Here is a 22,478-nt window from a genome sequence, read left to right as displayed (position 1 = left end):
GAAGGATGCATTGTCAATAGATCTTTCATGCTGTTTTCATTGTGCTGATTAAGCCATGTTCAGCAAAAGAAAAACTGTCTTCTGCGGCAATAATACAATGATCGATTAAACGGATTTCGACCAAGGCACAGGCCTGGTGAATTTGTTCAGTAAGTTGTAAATCAGCAGCGGAGGGTTGAGCATGACCAAAGGGATGATTATGGGCAATGACAATATTGGTGGCATGTTCCGATATTGCATAGCGCAAGAGTTGATTGATGGAGATTTCACAGGAATTTAAGCTGCCATAGAACAGTTTTTTAAAGTTTATTTTTCTTAAATGCGCATCCAAACACAGCACACCAAAAACCTCTTGTCGTTCTGATAAAAACTCATATCTTAAATAATTTTTCAGTTGTTCAGAGTGCTGTAAAGCGATAGCTGCATTTTGAACGTGTTGTCCAATATATCGTTTTCCAAGTTCTTTCACTGCCATGAGTTGAGCAAATTTACTGTTTCCAATACCGTGAAACTGGCGTAAATCCTCAAGTGATGCATCCATTAAAAGATTCAGTTGCCCATAATGCTGAATCAGCAGGCGAGCCAACTCGACCGCTGAATGTTGCTGTGAACCTGAACGTAGAAAGATTGCCAGAAGTTCAGCATCGGATAAACTTTCAGCACCTTGATGGATGAGGCGTTCACGTGGCCGTTCGAGTTCAGGCCAATTTTTTATAGAATTATTCATTGTTGTTAGACTTTTTTATTATCAGTGATCCAGCTTTTTAAAGTTGGATTGTTGGGTCAGCCAATATTTAATGCTATTGTGAGCGCCACTGCAACAGATAGGTAGCCTGTTCGTGAGCTTTGATTTAAGTGTAATGCCCACTAAAAATATTCTTTTAGCTGTAACTGGCGGTATCGCAGCATATAAAAGTGCCATTCTTGTGCGTCGACTAAAAGACGCAGGGTTTGATGTACGTGTTGTAATGACTCAAGGTGCACAAGCTTTTGTCACACCTTTGACCTTTCAAGCCTTGTCGGGCAATCCGGTACATACCGAATTGTTAAACCCTGAAGCTGAAGCAGGTATGGGGCATATTGAATTGGCACGTTGGGCTGATTTAGTGCTCGTTGCACCTGCAAGCTGTGACACCTTGGCAAAATTTGCCGCAGGTCTAGCGGACGATTTGCTCTCAACTTTATACCTTGCGACCAAAGCTCCAGTATGGGTTGCACCTGCAATGAATCAACAGATGTGGGCGGCGAAAGCGACCCAACGCAATCTCAATACATTAGTTGAAGATGGCGTGCACGTGATTATGCCAAATGCAGGTTCGCAAGCCTGTGGTGATGTAGGGCTAGGGCGTATGCCAGAGCCTGAAGATCTAGCAGATCAAGTGACGGCTTATTTCCATCAAGCTCAGCGTGCAATCGCGGAAAAATTTGGCATGTTGGCAGGCAAGCATGTTGCAATTACGGCCGGCCCTACACGTGAGTCGATTGATCCAGTACGTTATATTTCCAATCACAGTACCGGAAAAATGGGCTTTGCTTTGGCAGCCGCATGTTATGCCGCAGGTGCTAAAGTTACGTTAATTGCTGGGCCGGTTAGCCTTGATACGCCAAATGGTGTACGCCGAATTAATGTGCAATCTGCCATTAAAATGCTGAATACCAGCTTGGATATGCTAGAAGAAGGTTGCGATATCTTTATTGCAACGGCTGCGGTGGCGGATTATCGCGTGGCTGAAGTTGCAGAGCATAAGATTAAAAAAGCCGGCGATGAGCTTAATGTTGCACTCATTAAAAATCCGGATATTGTTGCGACCATTGCGCAGCAAGATAAACGTCCATTTATGGTCGGTTTTGCTGCCGAAACCCGTAATGTGGAAGAATATGCCGCAGGCAAGTTGATTGCAAAAAAACTGGATATGATTGCGTGCAATGATGTGTCGCGTTCTGATATTGGTTTTGCTTCGGATGAAAATGCGATGACAGTGTTTTTTGCTGAGCAATATCAGATGGAAAAGCGTGATTTAGAGAAAGCATCTAAACAAGAAATTGCACAACAATTGGTTGAGGCGATTCATGATGCCTTACATTATGAGCCTGAAGTGGACGAAGACTGATTCAGATGAGTTGATAATTCAGTCGTTCAAATTATAAAAAGCTCCTGATAAGGGGCTTTTTATCAGAATAAAAATAAAGATGCCTAGATTTTTATTGCTGTACCAGGCGGCCAAAAATGTCAATTTGATACTTAAAATGTCAGTTTTTACCCGCCCATGTTAGGGCTTTAAAAGGTGAGATATCTATTTTAAGTATTTGATATTAAAATTAAAAAATAAATACCTTTAGAGTGTTATTTTACTTGTGCTCTTTGTCGATTTCGATACTATGATAAGTAGAGTGAGATCATTAAAACGAATTTTCCTGAAAATGTGATCTTCTTGGTTAAAGAATAAAACGTGCATCATGGGGGATGTAGCATGTTGCGAATTCTATTTATCGCAGTTGCCTTGAGCTTTGTGGGATGCAGCTATTTTGTTTCGACCGACGAATTATCAGATCGTATTGAATTACAAATGCAACGAGAGTTTGATCAAAATGCTGCGTATCAACAGTATCATTTGAAAATACAAGATTTTAAAATTTTAGAGCGTCAGGGAACCAGTTTTAAAGGGCAAGCCACACTGAAATATGATGGGCAGTCCTATCAAATACCCGTGCAAATTTATAAAGATGTGCAGGGGTATTCATGGAAAATTGAGGAAAGTGCTTTTGCATTCATTGATGAGGCTGAAGTGGCCAAATATCAGGCGCAATTAGACGAAGAATTTAAAAATATCAGCGCTGAATTGGATCATGACAATACCCAAGAATCTGTTGATGCACCTCAGCAAAGTTATGTCGGATTGCGTGAAGAACAAGATGCTTCAGATTATAAATGGACTGAATATGACGATGAACCCTTTCCAAACGGTAATATTACAGTCAATAGCCACTAGTTAATTTTGAAATAGAATATTCAAATAGATCATAAAAAAAAGCCCTAAAATATTAGGGCTTTTTATTGCGTTTATTCAACGATGATGGGCTTAGGATGATCTCGCAAATAATCTTCAGTGCGTTGCATGGCTTCTTTAATGTTGGCAATTGCATTTTCAACATCCGCAAATGTTTTAGCATTGCCGCCACTTAAGGCCTGACGCCATTTGCGTGCACCTGGTAAGTTTTGGAATAAACCCAAAATATGACGGGTAATAATTGAAAGTGGCGCACCTTCTTCCATGCGTTTTGCAATATACGGCATCATTTGATCCATAATATCGAAGCGATTTGGCATGTCTAAATCCCACAACTGACCTAATTCAGCCAATAAGTAGGGATTATGATAAGCCTCACGACCGATCATCACGCCATCGACATGTTTCAAATGTTCTAATGTTTCAGCGTAAGTTTTTACCCCACCGTTAATCTCAATCAGTAGATTTGGACGTTCCTGTTTTAGGCGATAGACATCTTCATAACGTAGTGGCGGCACATCACGGTTTTCTTTTGGTGATAGACCTTGCAGTAGGGCAATACGGGCATGCACAATAAAATTGTCGCAACCTGTTTTTGCAACAGTATCGACAAAATGCAGCATTTCTTCATAAGACTGCATATCATCAATACCAATACGGTGTTTTACCGTTACAGGAATATCGACAGCATTACGCATTTCGCCAATACATTCTGCAACTAAATTAGGCTCAGCCATTAAGCATGCGCCAATTTTATTATTTTGGACGCGATCACTCGGACAGCCGACATTCAGGTTAACTTCATCATAGCCCCAGTCTTGGGCCATCTTGGTACAGGTGGCTAAATCTTTTGGATTCGATCCGCCCAATTGCAGTACGATCGGATGCTCTTCATGGTTATAGTCAAGGTGACGATTAGCGCCACCAAATAAAATGGCGCCTGTTGTCACCATTTCGGTATACAGAATCACATTGGGATTAAACAGACGTGCGAAGAAACGATAATCTTTGGTGGTCCAATCCATCATCGGCGCAACACTGATTCGTGGTTGAAGTTTATTTTCAATGGTTGTGAGATCAGTCATTAAAAAATCACGCCTTAAATGAACAGAGAACAGGAGAAATGTTTAACGGGATGCCGTCAAAAAGAATGCGAAATGCGCTGAAAAATCCGCATTTTTGGAACGGGCGCAATATTAGCATAAAAAAAGAATACGGACATTCTATCCCACTCGCTACTTCGTATTTACAGAGTGTATCTATGGATTTCTAAGGGTGTAAGCACGGATCTTACGACCTTAAATTTTCGACGATTTTACTTTAAGCAGCCGAATGAGAGGCAGGATTTTATCTTTTGTAGTGGATAATCTATAATTTAATGAATTGTGTTGGATAAGCACATTTCAGCATTTTGCTCTCCATTTTTTTAATCTCCCTTATTGGTTATGTCACTATTTTCTGAACATTTAACACGTGGTCAATTTTGTATTTCTTTTGAGTACTTAACCACAGCCAAGCCACAGCATGTGGTGAATCATTTTGCTGGATTTCCAGCATTTATGACCTTGGCTGATCGTGTGCAAACGGATACTGATCCTACACCTTTGGAAGTGGCCAATGACTATCCTCAACAAGTGGAAAAAATACTGCACTTCTCTGGTAAAGGGCGAGACATTTCCGACTTTGAAGTGTTCTTAGATGAAGCTCAGGAACAGTCGATTGAAAATCTATTGTTACTGACTGGAGATAAGCTCAAACAGCATAATGACGGTGTTCACAATCCCGCTTTGCGGAGCCGTTATCTAGAGTCTGTCAATCAAGTCATGGCGGCAAAACAGCAGGGAGGGTTTTATTTGGGCGTGGCGTTTAATCCCTTTAAATATGCTCAAGCTGAACGAGATGCCCAATATTTTAAACTTGAGAAAAAAATTAAAGCTGGTGCAGATTATGTGATCACTCAATTGGGTTTTGACACGCAAGTTCTGGCTGATTATCAACAATATATGCAGCAGCATTTTGCTCAGATACCGGTACTTGCTTGTATTATGCCACTGACTTTTGCGCGTGCAAGATTTATGGTGAAACAGAAAGTTGCAGGCATCGTATTAACGCCTTACATGCTGAGTTTTTTACAGCAAGAACAACTGGCGGACGCACAACAAGCAGAAAAAAATGTTTATGCACGCTGCGCATTACAGATACTGATGTGCCAAAAAATGGGCTATGCGGGGGTACATCTGTCAGCTTGCCATAAAGCTCAAGAACAAAACAAATTAGCTTTAGCACTGGCTGAATATGCGAAATTGAGTTTGCAAGAATGTCAAAACTTGTGGACTACTTTATGGCAGTCAAATTCAGTAGAAGATTTTCAACCCATCTCCGCACACGATCATGCTGCACCGCTTGAGCAAGTGTTGAAATATAAAAGTATGCATCTGATGCATGAAGTCTTTTTTAGCTCCAAAATGGCGAAAGGCGTCGGTGGTTTGATTTTTGCTGCCAAACTATGGAATAAACCTAAAGCGGATGATGCTTTACTGAAGACTGAGTTTATAAGTAAGCATGGTATTGTCGGCTGTGAAAGCTGTGGTCAATGCAGACTTGGTGAAACCTTATATATTTGCCCAGAGACTTGCCCGAAAGGTTTAGCCAATGGCCCGTGTGGTGGAACCACTTTAGACCGCTGCGAGTTTGAAGACCGTGAATGTATTCATTCAGTCAAAGCGCGTTTAGCACAAAGCGTTGGACAAACAGAGGTGTTAAAACAAAGCTTAATTCCAACAGTTGCTATTGAAGCCCGACAAACCAGTTCATGGAAAAACTGGTTCTATCCTCAGAAAAGTGAGCTGAGTTAAGGTGAATATACGAGTTGAACTTCATTCATGTTGAGGTTCTTCTTTAAGTGGGAATGGCTTAAAGATCAAGGCAAACGTGATCAATTATTAAATAAAGATAAACCACATTAAGATTTAATAATTGTCTAAACGAGTGTCTGGACTTAAGCAGGGACTGCATCAATATTTATTCAAAAACTAAACCCTTAGGTCACCTTTCTTTTAGGTGACTTGAGGGTTTTTTATTGTGTAGTTCTCTGTATTTAGAGTAAGTTCAAAAGGTAGAAAAATAAACGAATAATCAAGTTTTGAGGGAAAAGCAGAATGATGCTGCTAGAAGAAATATTTAAAAGTAAAAAAGCTGAACATACAGATCAATTTAATTTACGTATTCATCGCGGTTTAAGTTGGTTGAAAAAATCACAAGATTTACAGGAAGATTTAGATCTGCAATTTATCAGCTTATGGGTGTCGTTTAATGCGATCTATGCGCAGGACTTACACGTTAGTCAGGATAAACAAACACTGAGGCAGTTTTTACATTTGATTTGCCAAAAAGACATGGAGCAAAAGATTTATAAAATATTATGGGAGCGTTTTAGTCAGCCTATCCGGATATTTTTAGATAACCCGTATGTCTATCAAGGTTTTTGGGATTATCAAAACCAAAAGATTAGTCAGCAAGCGTGTCGTGAAGGGCTAGAGCAAGAAAAGCAAAAAGTCCTCCGTGCTTTAAAAGAGCAGGATTCTATTGATATTTTAATGGTGCTTTTTAACCGCATGTATACCTTACGTAATCAATTAATTCATGGCGGTGCGACCTATAATAGTTCAGTAAATCGTAAACAGTTAAAAGATGCTTGTAATATTCTTTCGGCTTTATTGCCGGTATTTATGTTTGTATTACTCGAAAATGCGGCCACACTCGATTTAGGAAAACCCTTTTATCCTGTGGTGCAGGTGAGTTAGCTTGCCTTATTTCATAAGCTATTTTGAGTGTGTTTGAATTTATAACTTGCGTATTCCTTAATACTTAAAAGCCTCATATTTGAGGCAATTGAGTATTCATGGCGTACTTAAATGCTTTCAGCGTTGGCTTTAGGTTGAGGACGGTGAAACTGATCAAATAAAATAAAAATTGCCGCTGCGAAGACTAAGCTTAAACCTGTTAAGCACGTCATCGGCCAACCTCCGTGATGCCATGCAAATACGCCGAGTGCTGAGCCACACGCGCCACCAATAAAATAACTGGTCATATAAATCGAATTTATTCGTGAACGAGCAATTGGGTTTAATTGGAAAATAATGTTTTGATTACAACTATGCACCATAGCTAAACCTAAACTAATTAAACCGTAGCCAATGGTATAGAAGCCCAGTGAATTTCCACCTATATATAGAAGTCCCCAACTGATTGCTAAAATTGTGCAACCGACCCAAGTTAATATGGTGTTATTGCCTTGATCGGCTAAGCGACCAACCCATTGTGTTGAAAGTGCACCAAACACACCGACTAATGTGACAATTCCCACCCACACGTCTGCCAGATTAAAAGGTGGCTGGGTTAAGAGCATTGCAATTGTGGAAAACAGCATACTCATCGCCGCAAATACACAGCCACCAATCAAAGAGCGGTAAACTAAACGTCGCTCTTGTTTCAGCAAACGACCCATCGATTGAAAAATTTTTAGATAGGTCATTTGAATAATACTCACACGTGGCAGCCGCGTTTTAAGCAGCAGTGCAATGATCAACATTAAAACGGCACTGAGGACATAAATGGCTTTCCAATGAATTAAATTGGACAGCAATCCAGATAAACTGGTTGAGAGTAAAATGCCAACGAGAAGCCCACTCATCAAGAAACCAACCACAGCCCCAGTTTTTTCTGGACGGACGGCCAGCGTGACTAAAGGTATCAGTACCTGCGCTGCGACGGAGAATAGACCTGTAATAATCGTGCCGATCCACAACATATATAAGTTAGTAGATAGGGCACATAGCCCTAAACCTATCGCTGCACCGAACATTAACAACGGAATGAACTTGGCTTTATTGACAATATCACCTAAGGGCACAATGAACAGTAAACCCAATGCATAGGATATTTGTGCAAAGGTTACCGTCAAAGCAACTTGCGACTGCGGTATTTGAAAGCTGTGCTGAATGGATGCAATCAATGGTTGGCAATAATAGTTAGCACCTGCACATAAACCACAGGCCATGGCCATAAGCCATAACAGCATTTTATTGTGGCTAATGTCGAGAGAGGCATTCATAAAATTGTCCAGATGTTGCGGCGTGAACAATATGCTCGATATTGTTCTACTTGCGAAGTGAGCTCACTATAAGGAAAAAAGAACGGTGCTTAAAGTGTTTCTCTGTGAAAGGTACGCAGAAAATATTCGATGAATAAAGTTTATTTTTTCTTATTCAAGGTAATCATGCAGACCCCGAGCATGTTGAGTATGCAGCCTAACCATTGCCATGCATTTAAATGTTCATTCAGTAAAGCAACAGCCAAAAAAATTGTTAGGATCGGGCCAACTGACGCAATCATTGCAGATTGGCCTGGGCCAAGTCGGACGATACTTTGCATCAATAAGATCGTTGGTAATACGGTCACCAGTAAGCCGAGAGCTAGTCCATACCCCCAAATACCCAAAGGTAATTGAGTTAATAAATGGAATGGCTCCGGGGTTGCAATCCAAAAATGTAGCATCATGGCAATACAAGCAATGCTCAGTGCTAAACCCGTAAAATGCAGAGAGCCAAATTTTTGCATCAGGGTTGGGGTAAGGAGTAAATAGATTGAGAACAAGATTGCACTGGTAAAAACCAAGCTAGCACCCAACCAAAAATTAGCATCATGCGGCGTATGACTTTGCTCTTGCAGCATGACTAAAACGGTACCGCCATAACTCAGAATAATGGCCAAAATGGCTTTTAAGCCTAATGGTTTTTTATAAATCGCTGCAGATGCGATGACCGTCAAGGTGGGATAAAGAAATAAGATAATGCGCTCTAAAGATGCACTGATGTACATCAGCCCAAGAAAGTCCAACCAACTAGAAAAATAATAGCCCATCAATCCCGATAATATGAGTAATGCCCAATCTTTCGCTGTAATACTGTGATAACGCTGGCGACTGTACCATGCAATGATAAGAAAAAATGGCAATGCGCTCGCCATACGTAACGCCATTAATAAGGTCGCATCGACTAAAGGAGATAAGGCGTATGCTTGTTTGATGAAAATCGCTTTAGTACTAAATAAAAACGCTGCCGCGATCGCACAACTTGCACCGATGGAGTGCGGACGAAGCGTTTTCGATATCATCTTTAAACTTCCTGAAGGCTTTAAAAGTCAAAAAACATCTTAATTTTTAAATGAGTGGGATGCTTTTTTTCTCATTATAAAAAATGCCAGTACAGATGATAAATGCAAAAAAAGAATAGATTCTATTCCTTGTTTTAGCCTACATTTCGTGCATTGCACGTGTATTTAATTTGAATTGTCGAGAGAAATGACAATGTTTTATGTTTTAGAAAAATGAACGTAGAAGTCATGTCGAACAGATATCTTGAATAGTATTTTGTGATTGCACCTTAATGGTGCATTAACTGGATTTTAGCCGAAAAAAAATACACGCCCATCATGCTATAAAATGTTGATGAAAATTTTTTTTAAGCCAATATTTTAAATTCTTAGACTTAAGACCAATGAACACTGTTTCACCACATTGCATAAATTAGCATCAAAAAATGCGCTATTCATGCTAAACAATTGGAATGACTATTCTGACACATAACCCATTTAAGTCGGTCAAAAATAGATGAGGCTATGCGCGTCTAAAATGTCAGAAAGGTCAACGCCTCGTTAAATTTTAAACGAAGTGGTTGTTTATCAGTGCTTGAATTGAATTTTAAAGATGAATTGTCAGTCGTTTTAGAAGTGCGCATTGTCAAAAAGATCAACCAATGTTTAATGGCAAGATCCTAGTTAGTAAAAATAGTGATGTTTAAATCATCAAAATAGTTCTAAAAGTTATAGTTAGTATAAAAAACACGCATAAATGAACCAATAAATCTGAATAATTGAGATATCGCACCATTATTTTCATGAATCATGAGTTCAAAATATGGTCATTTATTAAATAAATATTGGGTAGTATTTTAGAAAATTTCAATTAGAATCCAAAAATTGTACAAAAATACATCCTGAGGGGAGACATCGCAGGTAGCGATGTTTACTTAAGAAAAATTAGCTTGAGGAACGCTCATGCAGATCGGAATTCCAGCCGAAACTGTTGTCGGTGAAAATCGCGTCGCTGCGACGCCTGAAACAGTAAAAAAATTGATCAGCGCTGGCCATAGCGTGGTTATTGAACGTAATGCTGGTGTTAAAGCCGCTTATATCGATAGTGCCTATGAACAAGTCGGTGCCAAAATTACGGATGATGCCTATACCGGTAGTCAAATTATTTTGAAAGTACGTGCACCGAAGGGTGACGAAATTCAAAAACTTGCAGCAAACACAACTGTGGTTGCAATGTTTGACCCTTACCGCAACACCGAACTTGACCAATTTGCGGCACAAAACGTGTCTGCATTTGCATTGGAACTTTTGCCACGTACTTTATCTCGTGCACAAAACATGGACGTATTGTCTTCTCAAGCCAACTTGTCAGGTTATAAATCTGTGTTGCTTGCAGGTGCTGAATATCAACGTATGTTCCCAATGTTAATGACTGCAGCAGGTACAGTGAAACCTGCACGTGTCGTGATTATGGGCGTGGGTGTTGCGGGCTTACAGGCAATTGCAACGGCGAAACGTTTAGGTGCAGTGGTTGAAGCAACTGATTTACGTCCTACAGCACGTGATCAAGTGGAATCACTTGGCGGTAAATGGTTAGACGTACCAATGTCTGCTGAAGAACAGCAAAAAGCAGCAGATGCAGCAAAAAATGGTTATGGCTGGATGCCGGGTGAAGAATATATCCGCGATCAAGCAATCATTGTGGATAAAGCAGTTTCAAATGCCGATATCGTGATTACCACTGCGTTGTTGCCAGGCCGTGATGCGCCTCGTCTGATTAAAGCTGAAACTGTTGCCAAAATGAAACCGGGTTCAATCATTCTTGATATGGCGGTGGAAACTGGCGGTAACGTTGAAGGTTCAGTCTGTGGCGAAAATGTCATGACAGCCAATGGCGTGAAAATTCTTGGTATTCCAAATATTCCTTCTACAGTGGCGACAGAAGCATCGGCACTATATGCACGTAACGTATTGAATTTTGTCGATACCATGTTTGATAGCGAGAAAAACTTTGCCATCAATCCAGAAGAAGAAATTCAAAAAGCACTACTTGTCACTCATGGCGGCCAAGTGCTGCTGAAACGTGGTTAAGGAGAATCATCATGGTTGAAACGATTACTATTTTTGTCCTTGCAATCTTTGTCGGTTACTACGTGGTTTGGGGTGTTACGCCTGCGCTGCACACGCCTTTAATGGCGGTAACTAATGCACTGTCTTCAATTATTGTTGTGGGTGCGATGATTCAAACTGTCGGTATTCCTGGCATTGTGGATGCAAGCGTTCAATTTCAAAGCATTAATGCTGTGAGTATCTTGGGTGCGATTGCTGTATTCCTTGCAAGTATCAACATTTTTGGTGGTTTCGCAGTTACTGCGCGTATGCTTGAAATGTTCAAACCTAAGCAAAAGAAAAAAGAGGGTTAATTGATGGAATTTATTCGAGAGTATGCGGATTGGTTCTACCTGATTGGTGCCGTTCTTTTTATTTTAACGCTTCGTGGGTTGTCAGGTCCTAAAACTGCGATTCAGGGTAACCGATACGGTATGATCGCAATGGCAATTGCGGTTTTGACAACATTCTTTGTGGCAGATCATCCTGTAATTTGGATGATTGTTGGTGCAATGGTATTGGGCGCTGTGGTTGGTATTGCACGTGCACGTACGGTTCCAATGACTCAAATGCCTGAAACTGTGGCTCTGATGCACTCGTTGGTCGGTCTGGCTGCTGTACTGATTGCGATTGCTGCAATTCTACATAACAACCAACTTACAGCGTTATTTGCTGAAAACGAAGCAGCTTTAACGGCTGCTGGTGTTGAACATGCACACATGAGCAAAGTTCATTTATTTGAATTGTTTGTGGGTTGCTTCGTTGGTGCCATTACATTTACAGCATCTGTTTTTGCTTACGGTAAATTGGCTGCCAAGAAATGGGCAAAAACTATTTCAGGTGGTTGGGTTAAACCAGTTCAAGTACTGATTTTCCTTGCAATGTTGGCATGTGGTATCTATTTTTTCACCACAGGTAACATGAATGCATTCTGGGCAATGACTGTACTTGCACTTGCTTTTGGTTGGGTGTGGATTGCGCCAGTGGGTGGTGGTGATATGCCAGTAGTGGTATCACTTCTAAACTCATTCTCAGGTTGGGCGGCAGCAGGCATTGGTTTCACGCTTGAAAACAATATGTTGATCGTTGCAGGTTCGCTGGTTGGTTCATCAGGTGCGATTCTGTCTTACATCATGTGTAAAGCAATGAACCGTTCAATCATCAACGTATTGTTTGGTGGTGCAATGGGTGGTACAGCCGTTGCAGCGTCTGATAATGGTGAAAAAGTTCAACGTAATCATCGTTCTGGTTCTGCTGATGATGCTGGCTTCCTCATGTCAAATGCGGACAGCGTTGTGATTGTACCAGGTTATGGTATGGCGCAAGGTCGTGCACAAAATGCGGTTAAAGAACTGTGTGAAATCTTAAAAGAACAAGGTGTAAAAGTACGTTTTGCCATTCACCCAGTCGCTGGTCGTATGCCAGGTCATATGAACGTGTTACTTGCTGAAGCAGACGTTGCGTATGAAGACATTTTGGAAATGGACGAGATTAACTCTGACTTTCCAGCAACAGATGTTGTGCTGGTGATTGGTGCAAACGACGTTGTCAACCCAGCAGCAAAAGATGACCCAAGTTCTCCAATTTATGGCATGCCAATTTTGGAAGCACATAAAGCACGTACCATCATGGTGATCAAACGTTCTATGGCAACAGGTTATGCGGGTCTAGACAATGACTTGTTCTATAACGATAAGACCATGATGATTTTTGGTGATGCCAAGAAAGTTGTGGAAGATATGACCAAAGCGATTAATGGCGGCGGACACTAATACAAACCTCGTAAATCCCCCTTTTATAAAGGGGGATTTGATTTCTTCCCTTACATAAAGAGGGATTGAGAGAGATTAAACCACCTTCGGGTGGTTTTTTTATATCTACTAAATGGCTGTGAGATTCGAAAAATTATGTTGAGCATATGCACGTGATTGATCACTAAAAAGGCGCATTAAATTGCACCATAAAAAGTTGATGTTTCAAATGAATGCAAAAGATTAAATACCACCCAATTATTATGCGCTGTTCTGACCCATGGTGCGAGAAGGTGCTGTTTGTTAGTCCCATCGCAGCTTATGTTTTTCGGCAACTGATTGAAATATATTTATTTGTCTGAAATTTGGCATCTGTTTTGCAAAGTAGGATTATTCTTGGGGGAATAATCATGAAAAAAGCATACTTGCTTGCATTGATGTTGAGTTTAACTGCATCACAAACTTGGTCAGCAGATTCACAAATGGCCAGTAATATTCAAGAAATTCGTATTTCACTCGATAGTATTTGGGTGGTGTTAGGTGGCATTTTGGTGTTCTTCATGCAAGCGGGTTTTGCCATGATTGAAAGCGGCTCTGTCCGCAGTAAAAATACCGTGAATGTGCTCATGAAGAACTATATGGACGCATGCTTGGGGGGCTTGGTGTTCTGGTTAGTCGGTTTTGGTTTGATGTTTGGTGTAAACAGTACAGGGTGGTTTGGTTTGAGTCATTTCGCACCTGACCAAATGGATGACTGGCACTGGAATCTACTGTTCTTCCAAATGATGTTTGCAGCAACAGCAACCACCATTGCTAGTGGTGCAATGGCGGAGCGTATTCACTTCGTGGCCTATGTGGTCAGTGCGGCAGTGGTTTCTGGTGTGATATATCCAATTTTTGGCAGTTGGGCTTGGGGCGGACTTTTTGGTGGTGATGGTTGGTTAAAGGCTTTGGGGTTTATTGACTTTGCCGGTTCAACCGTTGTGCACTCTATGGGTGGTTGGGTTGCACTAGCTGGAATTATTGTATTGGGGCCGCGATTAGGACGTTTTGGTCGCAATGGTCAAAGCCATTACTTGCCAGGCCATAATTTACCATTAGTCGCTTTAGGTGGTTTTATTTTGTGGTTGGCTTGGTTCGGTTTTAATGCTGGCTCGACAATCAATGCCGGTGTAAGTGTGGGTCGTATCGCATTAAATACGCATCTTGCTGCATGTGCCGCTGCGGTTACTTATATGTTGCTGTGCCTAATTCGTTCGAAAGCGATTTTAATTCGTAGCACGATTAATTCTTCACTGGGTGGTTTGGTCGCAATTACCGCAGGCTGTGCCACTATGTCGCCAATTTATGCAGTAGTCACAGGTTTATGCGCTGGTGTGCTAGTGACCTTTTTACCTATGCTGATGGAGAAACTTAAACTGGATGATGTGGTTGATGCTGTGACTGTCCATGGATTTTGCGGAGCATGGGGCACATTAGCAGCAGGGCTATTTCTTGAAAATAACATGTTCAGTAGCAATGTCATTGCAATACAAGGGCTAGGTGTGTTGGTGGCTTTTGCTTGGGGCTTTGGGGTGGCATTTATTGTATTTAAAGTCTTGGATAAATTGATGGGTGGTCTGCGTGTCAGTAAGCAACATGAGCAACGTGGTTTGGACTATACCGAACATGCTGAATTGTCTTATCCAGAGTTTCAAAAAGATGTCACTTTTGAAACTGATGATATGACTAGACGCCACTGATTAGGAGTGAAGTAAATGAGTACTGAACTGTTAAATTTGGCACAGCGCCGTGAAGCACTGGAAAAAGGCTTACAACAATATTTACAGGGCAATATGTTGCAAGGTGCATTACTGCATTGGGAGCAGCAGTACAGCATGAAACCATCCTTTGTATTGAATCGCTTTTTAAATGATATCTGTACGACGGAAGAATTACGCTTTTATCGAAAAGACATGCTTAAGCAAGTTTTGTATGAGTTATCTACTCTAGAGAAGCAAGCTCTATTACGGATTGAAAAACCGAAAGAAAATTCACAAGTTGAGGCATTGGTTGCAGATTCTATCAGTGATGCTTTTTTAGCATTTACAGAAGCTGTTTTACAAAATACCAAGCCGGTAGATGTAAATGACTTTAATCAGGAAGTAATTGAACAAATTGAGCAGATGGGGCTAGCCGTTGCAGCCAATGCACAAATTAATACGGCATCATTTGTGGAGTTTCTGCCACTAACCAGCTATGCAAAAGTATTGACCTACATTTATGAGGTGTTTTGCGAGTTTTATGGCCCTATGCGTGCAGATCAGGTTTATGCTCAGACCAAGCTGAAAATTAAAGCTAATTTCCCAGAAGTGGATTTACATCAGTTGCTTTAATATCCTAGTAACTAGGAGGGGCATTCATTACTCAACCTATGAGACATAAAAAAGCGACCGAATTCGGTCGCTTTTTTTATGACAACTTAAGCTACAGTTTCTGGAGCTGTACGCCATAAGCTTTCAAGATCGTAGAATTTACGTGCTGTAGGTAACATCACATGTACCACTACAAAACCGAGATCAATCAGGATCCATTCTGCATCACGTTCACCTTCAACGCCAATCGGGCGGAAGCCGGCTTTACGTGCTTCTTCTGCCACGTTGTCTGCAAGAGACTTAATATGACGAGTTGAAGTACCGCTCGCAATAACAATCGCATCTGCTACATTGCTGATTGTGCTGATATCGAGAGAAACAATATCTTTGGCTTTTACATCTTCAAGTGCTTCACGTACAACAGCTAGGCAAGTTTGCACGTCTTTGATTTGCTTGTTTGCGAGATCGTGAGAATTAGAAGCGCTGGGCGATGGTTCTAAATTCATAGAGGGTATGATTTCCTGACAATTTTTCAGGATCTAATATAGCGGTTTTGTTGCTGAATTTCAAATCAACCCTCTTCAAATTTAGCGCTCAGTTCTGGAAGTATTTGTCTTTCCATGCAAAAGAGTGCGACGAGTTGGAACGTGGACGATATTCTGCTGCGACATATCCTGCATATTCGCTTTGATTGAGCCATTTAAAAATTTGTGCATAGGCGATTTGCCCAGAGTCTGGTTCATGACGGCCTGGGCAATCCGCAAATTGGATATGTCCAATGTCATCAATATTTTCAGCCAGACTACTTAAAATATCTTCACCCATCATGGCCATGTGGTAGCAGTCATATTGCATCTTTAAAGCAGGATGTTGTACAGCTTCAAGCATTTCTTGTGCTTGAGCAATATTTTGCACCAAGAAACGCGGCATATCTGTACCATTAATCATTTCAAAAACTGGCTGAATTTGATGTTCGACCAGCATATGACACGCTAATTTTAAATTAGTGGATAAGGTATTTAAACAAGGCAGTAGGTCAGCATCTTGTGGTTGCTTCCCCGCCAAAATGTTTACACTTGGGACATTGAGCGCTGTTGCATAACGAATACATAGCTCTAACGCTTGGTGAAATTCATTTTCGCGACCAGGCACACCGGCAAGCCCGTCACCACCTTGCATTAAGTCGCCTGCTGGAACATTGATCAGACATAAACTCAAATCATTTAGGGTTAATTGTGTTTGAATTTGCTCAATGCTCAGTTCATAAGGGAACTGAATTTCGATGTATTTAAAGCCATGTTCACGTGCTAAAACAAAGCGTTCTAATAACGGAACTTCAGTGAAAATCATTGATAAATTCACAGCGAGCTTGGTCATGTTTAGATCCTTTTATCCATGTAGTCGGTCAATTCACTCATGATTTTTTACATTCAACGTGTTCAATCACTGTGGCTAAATCTTTTTCAGCATAGCCATTATTTTGATGTGCTTTGAGCTGTGAAAGAGCCAAAGTCGCGACGGGTATATCTAGATTAAATTGAGCAGCAAGCTGTACCGCATTGTTCAAATCTTTCGACAAAGTCTGCACTTTCCATTGCACCGGTTCAAATTGATGACTGGCCATACGTGGCGTTAATATTTGAAACGGTTTGGAATCTGCAAAGCCGCCTGCAAGGGCAGGTGCAAGTAAAGTTGTATCGACACCTGCTTGTGATGCAAGGGCAACGGCTTCAGCAATTAAGGTACTATTTGCAGCAACAATCAATTGATTACAAATCTTGGTGGCTTGTCCAGTACCAGTTTCTCCCATTCGGGTGACGCGTTGAGATAAAACATTGTAGATTAAGCTGAGATCATTAATGATTTGTGCATCACCACCAGCGAAGATAACCAATGTTCCTTGCTCTGCACCAGCCGTTCCACCTGAAACAGGGGAGTCGATCCAAATGACATTTTTAGTTTTTGCTTGTGCGGCCAAATCCAATGTTTGATTGACCGATAGGCTTGAAAAATCCACGATGATTTGGCTCGGACTTAAGTAGGGCGCGATTTGTGCATAGACCGCAGCAACAGCATAGTCATCTGCAAGGCAACTGAGGATGACGGGATAGTGGGCGATTTGATCGAGGGATAATGGCGTCGCACCTATCGCAACCAGCTCATCGCAAGCGGCAGCGCTACGATTCCAGACTGCAACTTCAAAACCTGCTTGAATCAAACGTGTTGCCATCCGACTTCCCATGAGACCCATGCCAAGGAATGCAATTTTGGTATTTCGATCAAAAGCCATTTTTATTCTCAATCTATCCAGTCATACATAGTTTACTTATATTGGCGCGGCAAAAACTGAACCTCTGGGTTCTTATCCTTTTTACGGGCTAACTGACTGTTTTTGCCCATCAATAATTTAAATTGCCAAATTTTTTCTAAGCGCAGTGAGCGTTTTGGATTATGTTCCATCGCGTCTAATACTTGTTTGGTTGCGGCCAAAGCATCAGGAGAGCGCTGAGAGAGTTCTTCAGCCAAAATTTGAGCCTGTGCCAAGGGTGTTTCATTTAAATGTGTCACCAATCCAATTTCTTTGGCATATTGACCATCAAATATTCGAGCAGTTAAAGTCAACTCTTTCGCCAAATCCAACCCAATTAGGCCTTTAAGCGAACGGGTTAAGCCCATGTCCGGAACCAAACCCCAACGACTTTCCATAATCGACATTTTAGTATCAGGATGGGCAATACGAATATCTGCTGCTAATGCCAATTGCATGCCAGCTCCGAAGCAAAAGCCTTCAAGTGCCGCAATTACTGGTACAGGGAGTTGTTGCCAAATCAGGAACGCTTTTTGAAATAAGCTTTGGCCTGGTTTAATCAGCTCCCATGCTGCAAACGCACGATTTTTAGGGTCATTCAGATCAGCTAGATCAATACCTGCGCTAAAAACCTGAGCTTCACCTGTTAAAATTACACAGCGTAAGCTGCGATCTTTTTTTAGTTTTTCAGCTGTGCTCACTAATTCCTTTAACAATGTAAAACTCATTGCATTACGTTTGTCTGGACGGTTGAGATAAACCGTTGCAATGCCATTATTTTTTTCGATACGTAATAAAGCCATGGTATTTACTCTTGTTGTTTCTGCGCCGAGCATAGCATGCAGTTTAGTCTGATAGATGACAGTGCAGTCACTTGAGTTTGAAGCCTGCACTGTTTTTTCAGGTTTAAAAATTATTGGTTTTGTTTGGCTAAAATTTGTTGTGCTGCATGTTCAACTTGCAACATCACGGCATTGAGTTCATCAAAACGTTGCAAGGTTTCTTGAATAAAGCTTTCGTCTGCTTTACGACGTTCTTTGCGTAATGTCGAAACGAATTGTTCAAAATTACCCGAAACTTCTTGCAGTGTTGGTGCACCGACATAACGTGTTGCGCCATATAAACGATGTAGTACATGCTCTAATTGAGGAAAATCTTCATCGTCAATGAGCTGTGCCATTTCAGTTTTTTCTTGCTCAAAACTGTCCACCAGCATTTTTAGTAAATCGATCGCAAGATCTTCTTTATTCGCAGCCAATTGTAAGCTTTGTTGCCAATCTAAAATGCTTGGTTCTAACGCTTCGATGACAGAGTTACGTTCTAAACCTTTGGCTTTTTTGAAATTTTCTGTTGTCCACTGCGTCAATATTTGAATAATCTGATCCATCTGAATTGGCTTCGTCACATAGTCATCCATACCACTTTGCAGCAGCTTTTGTTTTTCATCTGACAGGGCATGAGCAGTAAGCGCAATAATTGGCAAGCGTTTATGTTCTTCAAATGTGGACTCTAAAGAGCGAATCGCTCGTGTAGTATCAATACCAGACATGACTGGCATTTGAATATCCATAAAGACCAGATCGAAAGCCGATAAATTTTGTTCATGTCGTGATTGAATAACTTCAATGGCTTCTTGCCCACTGAGCACTTTTGTGGTTTTGACATTTAATTCTGAAAGTAAGGCTTCAAGTACAATTAAGTTGGGTAGATGATCATCCACCGCCAAAATGTGTAAACCTTGCCCATTGAATTCTTCATGTTGTTCTTGATCGAACCATGGTTCATTACTCAAAAGTTGAACTAACGCAGTACGGCTGAGCGGTTGGTGCAATGGACGAGCTCGGTACTCATTCAACATGTTTGGATCAAGCATCATTTGATAACCGTACACGGCTAAATTGCCGGTATAACGGTTACGAATTTCTTTTAATAAGGCTTCAGAGTCACCACTATGATCGACAATCAGCCAAGTGTTTTCATTGCTTTGCAGTTGATTGAGTCGGCTAAACAAATCTAAAATTGACTGAGTTTCAATGTGCTGCACATCATAATCTTCTAAATAATGACGAAGTACATTCGCGGTGGCAGGGTGTGCTAAATAGGACACCACTTGCAAATGGCTAAACTGTGGATGAACAATTTCAACGTCATCATCGACACTAAAGCGGGCAGTGAACCAGAAGGTTGAACCTTTTTCGGTCGGTGCACGTTCTTGGTTGTCTTCAAAACCAATTTGCCCATGCATGAGGCTTACCAATTGTTTTGAAATTGCCAGTCCGAGTCCTGTTCCACCAAATTGACGAGTGACCGAAGCATCACCTTGCGAGAAGGATTCAAACAGTTTTTTACGATCCGTACCGCTTAAGCCAATGCCACTGTCCTGAACGCTAAAGTGCAGTAAGCATTGACCGATGTCATCATGCTCCATACGCACACGGACAATAATTTCACCATCTGGAGTGAATTTGATGGCATTTGAGGTTAAGTTGGTCAAAATCTGCTTAAAGCGTAGGGCATCGCCGACCACATATTTCGGGACGTTGTCTGCATAGTAGAAGGTCATATCAATATATTTCTGTGCAGCCAACGGCGACAACATATCCATGACATCAAAGACCGCTTCTTCTAAGTCAAACTGTGCTGTTTCGAGTTCTAATTTTCCAGCATCAATTTTTGAGAAATCTAATACATCATTAATTAAAGCGAGTAGATGCGCTGACGATTTACGAATCGTTTGTAGATAGAGATTTTGTTCATTACTGAGGTTGCCTTGACGTAATAACAGATGAATAAAACCATCAATACTGTTGAGTGGTGTGCGTAGTTCATGTGAAATATTGGCTAAGAAAACCGATTTGGATTGATTCGCATGAATTGCTTGGTCACGTGCTTGGCGATAAGTAATGTTTTGAACTTCTAAGGTATCGAGGGTACGACGTAGATCATCCTCAGTTTGTTCAGTATGCTCACGTAATTCTAAAAAGCTAAAATGCAGGCGTTTTACGACGTTAGCAATGTCACGCTGAAGTAAGCGTAATTCACCGGTACTGTTAATTACCATGTGCTGATTGAGGGTGTCTGCATTCAGGCGTTGTAATTGCATGCGGATTTCATACATCGGGGCAATCCAGCGACGTGAATAGAAATTCAGGCACAGCAATAACAACAATAAGGTCAGTAAACCTGTAGCGATTAAGACAATCAAAACACGGTAGTGTGCAATTTGAAGTGGTTGATTATCTAATTCAATAGATAACCAAGCAGGCGTTTCGTTGGCATCTGTAATTTTGAGCGCATAAACATGATTGCCGTTATGGGCTATTGGACCGACAAAAGAACTTTTATTATCAAATTTAGGCCAAAGGTCTTGGTCTTGAAAGCCAATGCTCAGGCGGTTATGACCTTGTACATCTAAAATAGCAGCGCGAATCAGATGCTTTTCATTCAGCATGTTTTGCATGGCATTACGAGCTTGGTCAAATTGCCAAGGGTAATGGTTAAGGAGGTCGACGGCAGATTCAGAGGTTTGCTGATAACGCGTCAAAATTGCAATTGCCATTTGACGTTGCTGCGCTTTTGCTGCATTAGACGTTTCAGTAATTACCAACATGGCACCTACACATGCCAATATCGTGATCGGCACGAAAATCAGTGCAATCAGCTGTCCATAAGCATGATTTAAGTGCAGGCGTTTAAAAAGCTTTTTGTTGATATTTGACATGATTTAAGCAGTTTATTCCTTATGCACCGAATATTAGCATGGATTATTTAAAACTGATTGCGCTTTAATCACTTTGACGAAAAAGCCAGTCAAATGGGTGCAGGCTCAGGTATTTTTTCATACAATAGGCGCACCTCGATATAGGTACACATAATGAGTAACACAACCCCTGATTTTCAAGCAGATGATTTTTTATTAGACCATTACGTCGGAAATACTCCGTTAGTGCGTTTACAGCGTCTGGCAAGTCACACTCAAGCAACAGTATTAGCCAAGTTAGAAGGCAATAACCCAGCAGGTTCGGTAAAAGACCGTCCCGCGTATAACATGATTATGCAAGCTGAAAAGCGTGGCCAAATCAAACCGGGTGATACATTAATTGAGGCGACGAGCGGAAATACAGGTATTGCTTTGGCAATGGTTGCTGCAATGCGTGGCTATAAAATGACATTAATTATGCCAGCAAGCTCAAGTCAGGAACGTAAAGATGCAATGCGCGCTTACGGTGCTGAGCTGATTGAATCTGAAAACATGGAAGAGGCACGTGATCTTGCGCTTCAAATGGAAAAAGATGGTCAAGGTTTGGTACTCAACCAGTTTGGTAATCCGGATAATGTGGAAGCGCATTATTTAACTACTGGCCCAGAAATTTGGAAACAAACTGGCGGTAAAATTACGCACTTTGTCAGCTCAATGGGTACAACGGGTACCATCATGGGGATTTCAAAGTATTTAAAAGAACAAAACCCAGAGATTCAAATTGTTGGTTTACAACCTTCTGAAGGCTCAAACATTGCAGGTATCCGCCGTTGGCCGCAAGAATATTTGCCAACAATTTTTGATCCATCACGCGTTGACCGTATTATGGATATTCCACAAATTGAGGCAGAAAAAACTGCACGTCGTCTTGCACGTAAAGAAGGTGTCAGTGCAGGAACATCGTCTGGTGGTGCAGTGTGGGCATCGATTAAACTGGCTGAAGAAAACCCAGATGCAGTAATTGTTTGTATCGTTTGTGACCGTGGCGATCGTTATTTGTCGACTGGTTTGTTCTCTGTTGTAGATCCTGAATAA

The 22,478-nt window shown here is 41.1% G+C and carries 19 protein-coding genes; 10 read left to right on the top strand and 9 right to left on the bottom strand.

Annotated elements, in window-relative coordinates:
• Nucleotides 1-25: 25 nt before the first annotated feature.
• On the bottom strand, nucleotides 26-727 hold the full coding sequence (gene radC, locus A9J31_RS15130) for a RadC family protein (protein ID WP_067767909.1): 702 nt from the start codon (nucleotides 725-727) through the stop codon (nucleotides 26-28).
• 112 nt (nucleotides 728-839) lie between these two features.
• On the opposite strand from radC, the gene coaBC reads away from it, so the two are divergent.
• Both coaBC and A9J31_RS15120 read left to right on the top strand, forming a co-directional pair.
• Entirely contained in the window at nucleotides 840-2,111 is a 1,272-nt protein-coding gene (gene coaBC / locus A9J31_RS15125; protein WP_067767901.1) for a bifunctional phosphopantothenoylcysteine decarboxylase/phosphopantothenate--cysteine ligase CoaBC, read from the top strand.
• Between the two features lie 360 nt (nucleotides 2,112-2,471).
• On the top strand, nucleotides 2,472-2,990 hold the full coding sequence (locus A9J31_RS15120; protein ID WP_067767887.1) for a hypothetical protein: 519 nt from the start codon (nucleotides 2,472-2,474) through the stop codon (nucleotides 2,988-2,990).
• A 71-nt stretch (nucleotides 2,991-3,061) separates the two neighbouring features.
• On the opposite strand, the gene dusA is transcribed toward A9J31_RS15120, so the two are convergent.
• Complete coding sequence (gene dusA, locus A9J31_RS15115; RefSeq protein WP_067767884.1) at nucleotides 3,062-4,093, bottom strand: tRNA dihydrouridine(20/20a) synthase DusA; 1,032 nt, start codon at nucleotides 4,091-4,093, stop codon at nucleotides 3,062-3,064.
• Nucleotides 4,094-4,453: 360 nt separating this feature from the next.
• Between dusA and A9J31_RS15110 the strand changes: the two genes are divergently transcribed.
• Nucleotides 4,454-5,863: a methylenetetrahydrofolate reductase C-terminal domain-containing protein gene (locus A9J31_RS15110; protein ID WP_067767881.1), complete on the top strand. Its 1,410-nt coding sequence runs from the start codon at nucleotides 4,454-4,456 to the stop codon at nucleotides 5,861-5,863.
• A 303-nt stretch (nucleotides 5,864-6,166) separates the two neighbouring features.
• Nucleotides 6,167-6,811, top strand: a complete 645-nt coding sequence (locus A9J31_RS15105) for a HEPN domain-containing protein (RefSeq protein ID WP_067767878.1) — start codon at nucleotides 6,167-6,169, stop codon at nucleotides 6,809-6,811.
• Nucleotides 6,812-6,918: 107 nt separating this feature from the next.
• On the opposite strand, the gene A9J31_RS15100 is transcribed toward A9J31_RS15105, so the two are convergent.
• Nucleotides 6,919-8,121, bottom strand: a complete 1,203-nt coding sequence (locus tag A9J31_RS15100; RefSeq protein ID WP_067767876.1) for an MFS transporter — start codon at nucleotides 8,119-8,121, stop codon at nucleotides 6,919-6,921.
• Between the two features lie 140 nt (nucleotides 8,122-8,261).
• Nucleotides 8,262-9,179, bottom strand: coding sequence for a DMT family transporter (locus A9J31_RS15095; protein WP_425394355.1), 918 nt, complete (start codon nucleotides 9,177-9,179; stop codon nucleotides 8,262-8,264).
• A 945-nt stretch (nucleotides 9,180-10,124) separates the two neighbouring features.
• On the opposite strand from A9J31_RS15095, the gene A9J31_RS15090 reads away from it, so the two are divergent.
• The 5 genes from A9J31_RS15090 (at nucleotide 10,125) to A9J31_RS15070 (ending at nucleotide 15,396) form a co-directional block, all read left to right on the top strand.
• Nucleotides 10,125-11,252 (top strand): NAD(P) transhydrogenase subunit alpha, encoded by a 1,128-nt coding sequence (locus A9J31_RS15090; RefSeq protein ID WP_067767868.1) that lies wholly within the window; start codon nucleotides 10,125-10,127, stop codon nucleotides 11,250-11,252.
• An 11-nt stretch (nucleotides 11,253-11,263) separates the two neighbouring features.
• Nucleotides 11,264-11,584: a proton-translocating transhydrogenase family protein gene (locus A9J31_RS15085; RefSeq protein WP_067767865.1), complete on the top strand. Its 321-nt coding sequence runs from the start codon at nucleotides 11,264-11,266 to the stop codon at nucleotides 11,582-11,584.
• 3 nt (nucleotides 11,585-11,587) lie between these two features.
• Nucleotides 11,588-13,042, top strand: a complete 1,455-nt coding sequence (locus A9J31_RS15080; RefSeq protein ID WP_067767862.1) for an NAD(P)(+) transhydrogenase (Re/Si-specific) subunit beta — start codon at nucleotides 11,588-11,590, stop codon at nucleotides 13,040-13,042.
• Nucleotides 13,043-13,458: 416 nt separating this feature from the next.
• A complete protein-coding gene (locus tag A9J31_RS15075; protein WP_425394354.1) occupies nucleotides 13,459-14,763 on the top strand; it encodes an ammonium transporter in 1,305 nt (434 codons plus the stop codon).
• Nucleotides 14,764-14,778: 15 nt separating this feature from the next.
• Nucleotides 14,779-15,396 carry a hypothetical protein gene (locus A9J31_RS15070; protein WP_067767857.1) on the top strand — a complete coding sequence of 206 codons (618 nt, stop codon included), beginning with the start codon at nucleotides 14,779-14,781 and terminating at the stop codon, nucleotides 15,394-15,396.
• Nucleotides 15,397-15,482: 86 nt separating this feature from the next.
• Here the strand turns inward: A9J31_RS15070 and rsfS are convergent, their stop codons facing one another.
• The 5 genes from rsfS to A9J31_RS15045 all read right to left on the bottom strand — a co-directional run bounded on the left by rsfS (nucleotide 15,483) and on the right by A9J31_RS15045 (nucleotide 21,404).
• Complete coding sequence (gene rsfS / locus A9J31_RS15065) at nucleotides 15,483-15,881, bottom strand: ribosome silencing factor (RefSeq protein WP_067767854.1); 399 nt, start codon at nucleotides 15,879-15,881, stop codon at nucleotides 15,483-15,485.
• A gap of 88 nt (nucleotides 15,882-15,969) precedes the next feature.
• Nucleotides 15,970-16,752, bottom strand: coding sequence for a hydroxypyruvate isomerase family protein (locus A9J31_RS15060; protein WP_067767851.1), 783 nt, complete (start codon nucleotides 16,750-16,752; stop codon nucleotides 15,970-15,972).
• Between the two features lie 37 nt (nucleotides 16,753-16,789).
• Nucleotides 16,790-17,665: an NAD(P)-dependent oxidoreductase gene (locus A9J31_RS15055; RefSeq protein WP_067767847.1), complete on the bottom strand. Its 876-nt coding sequence runs from the start codon at nucleotides 17,663-17,665 to the stop codon at nucleotides 16,790-16,792.
• A gap of 32 nt (nucleotides 17,666-17,697) precedes the next feature.
• On the bottom strand, nucleotides 17,698-18,486 hold the full coding sequence (locus A9J31_RS15050; protein WP_067767843.1) for a crotonase/enoyl-CoA hydratase family protein: 789 nt from the start codon (nucleotides 18,484-18,486) through the stop codon (nucleotides 17,698-17,700).
• Nucleotides 18,487-18,596: 110 nt separating this feature from the next.
• Entirely contained in the window at nucleotides 18,597-21,404 is a 2,808-nt protein-coding gene (locus A9J31_RS15045) for a GacS-like sensor histidine kinase (RefSeq protein ID WP_067767840.1), read from the bottom strand.
• 153 nt (nucleotides 21,405-21,557) lie between these two features.
• Here A9J31_RS15045 and cysM point away from each other — a divergent pair, with 153 nt between their 5' ends.
• Nucleotides 21,558-22,478, top strand: a complete 921-nt coding sequence (gene cysM, locus A9J31_RS15040) for a cysteine synthase CysM (protein WP_067767837.1) — start codon at nucleotides 21,558-21,560, stop codon at nucleotides 22,476-22,478.

Source organism: Acinetobacter gandensis, assembly GCF_001678755.1.
Taxonomy (GTDB): domain Bacteria; phylum Pseudomonadota; class Gammaproteobacteria; order Pseudomonadales; family Moraxellaceae; genus Acinetobacter; species Acinetobacter gandensis.
Note: the sequence above shows the minus strand (reverse complement) of the source record. Positions and strands in the feature narration are given on the sequence as shown.

Coding starts and splice junctions, on each gene's coding strand:
- A9J31_RS15050 (WP_067767843.1), bottom strand. CDS start 18,486: ATGGCTTTATTACGTATCGAAAAAAATAATGGCATTGCAACGGTTTAT.
- A9J31_RS15090 (WP_067767868.1), top strand. CDS start 10,125: ATGCAGATCGGAATTCCAGCCGAAACTGTTGTCGGTGAAAATCGCGTC.
- A9J31_RS15100 (WP_067767876.1), bottom strand. CDS start 8,121: ATGAATGCCTCTCTCGACATTAGCCACAATAAAATGCTGTTATGGCTT.
- A9J31_RS15055 (WP_067767847.1), bottom strand. CDS start 17,665: ATGGCTTTTGATCGAAATACCAAAATTGCATTCCTTGGCATGGGTCTC.
- A9J31_RS15110 (WP_067767881.1), top strand. CDS start 4,454: ATGTCACTATTTTCTGAACATTTAACACGTGGTCAATTTTGTATTTCT.
- A9J31_RS15080 (WP_067767862.1), top strand. CDS start 11,588: ATGGAATTTATTCGAGAGTATGCGGATTGGTTCTACCTGATTGGTGCC.
- A9J31_RS15085 (WP_067767865.1), top strand. CDS start 11,264: ATGGTTGAAACGATTACTATTTTTGTCCTTGCAATCTTTGTCGGTTAC.
- dusA (WP_067767884.1), bottom strand. CDS start 4,093: ATGACTGATCTCACAACCATTGAAAATAAACTTCAACCACGAATCAGT.
- A9J31_RS15045 (WP_067767840.1), bottom strand. CDS start 21,404: ATGTCAAATATCAACAAAAAGCTTTTTAAACGCCTGCACTTAAATCAT.
- A9J31_RS15105 (WP_067767878.1), top strand. CDS start 6,167: ATGATGCTGCTAGAAGAAATATTTAAAAGTAAAAAAGCTGAACATACA.
- A9J31_RS15060 (WP_067767851.1), bottom strand. CDS start 16,752: ATGACCAAGCTCGCTGTGAATTTATCAATGATTTTCACTGAAGTTCCG.
- A9J31_RS15075 (WP_425394354.1), top strand. CDS start 13,459: ATGTTGAGTTTAACTGCATCACAAACTTGGTCAGCAGATTCACAAATG.
- radC (WP_067767909.1), bottom strand. CDS start 727: ATGAATAATTCTATAAAAAATTGGCCTGAACTCGAACGGCCACGTGAA.
- rsfS (WP_067767854.1), bottom strand. CDS start 15,881: ATGAATTTAGAACCATCGCCCAGCGCTTCTAATTCTCACGATCTCGCA.
- A9J31_RS15120 (WP_067767887.1), top strand. CDS start 2,472: ATGTTGCGAATTCTATTTATCGCAGTTGCCTTGAGCTTTGTGGGATGC.
- A9J31_RS15070 (WP_067767857.1), top strand. CDS start 14,779: ATGAGTACTGAACTGTTAAATTTGGCACAGCGCCGTGAAGCACTGGAA.
- cysM (WP_067767837.1), top strand. CDS start 21,558: ATGAGTAACACAACCCCTGATTTTCAAGCAGATGATTTTTTATTAGAC.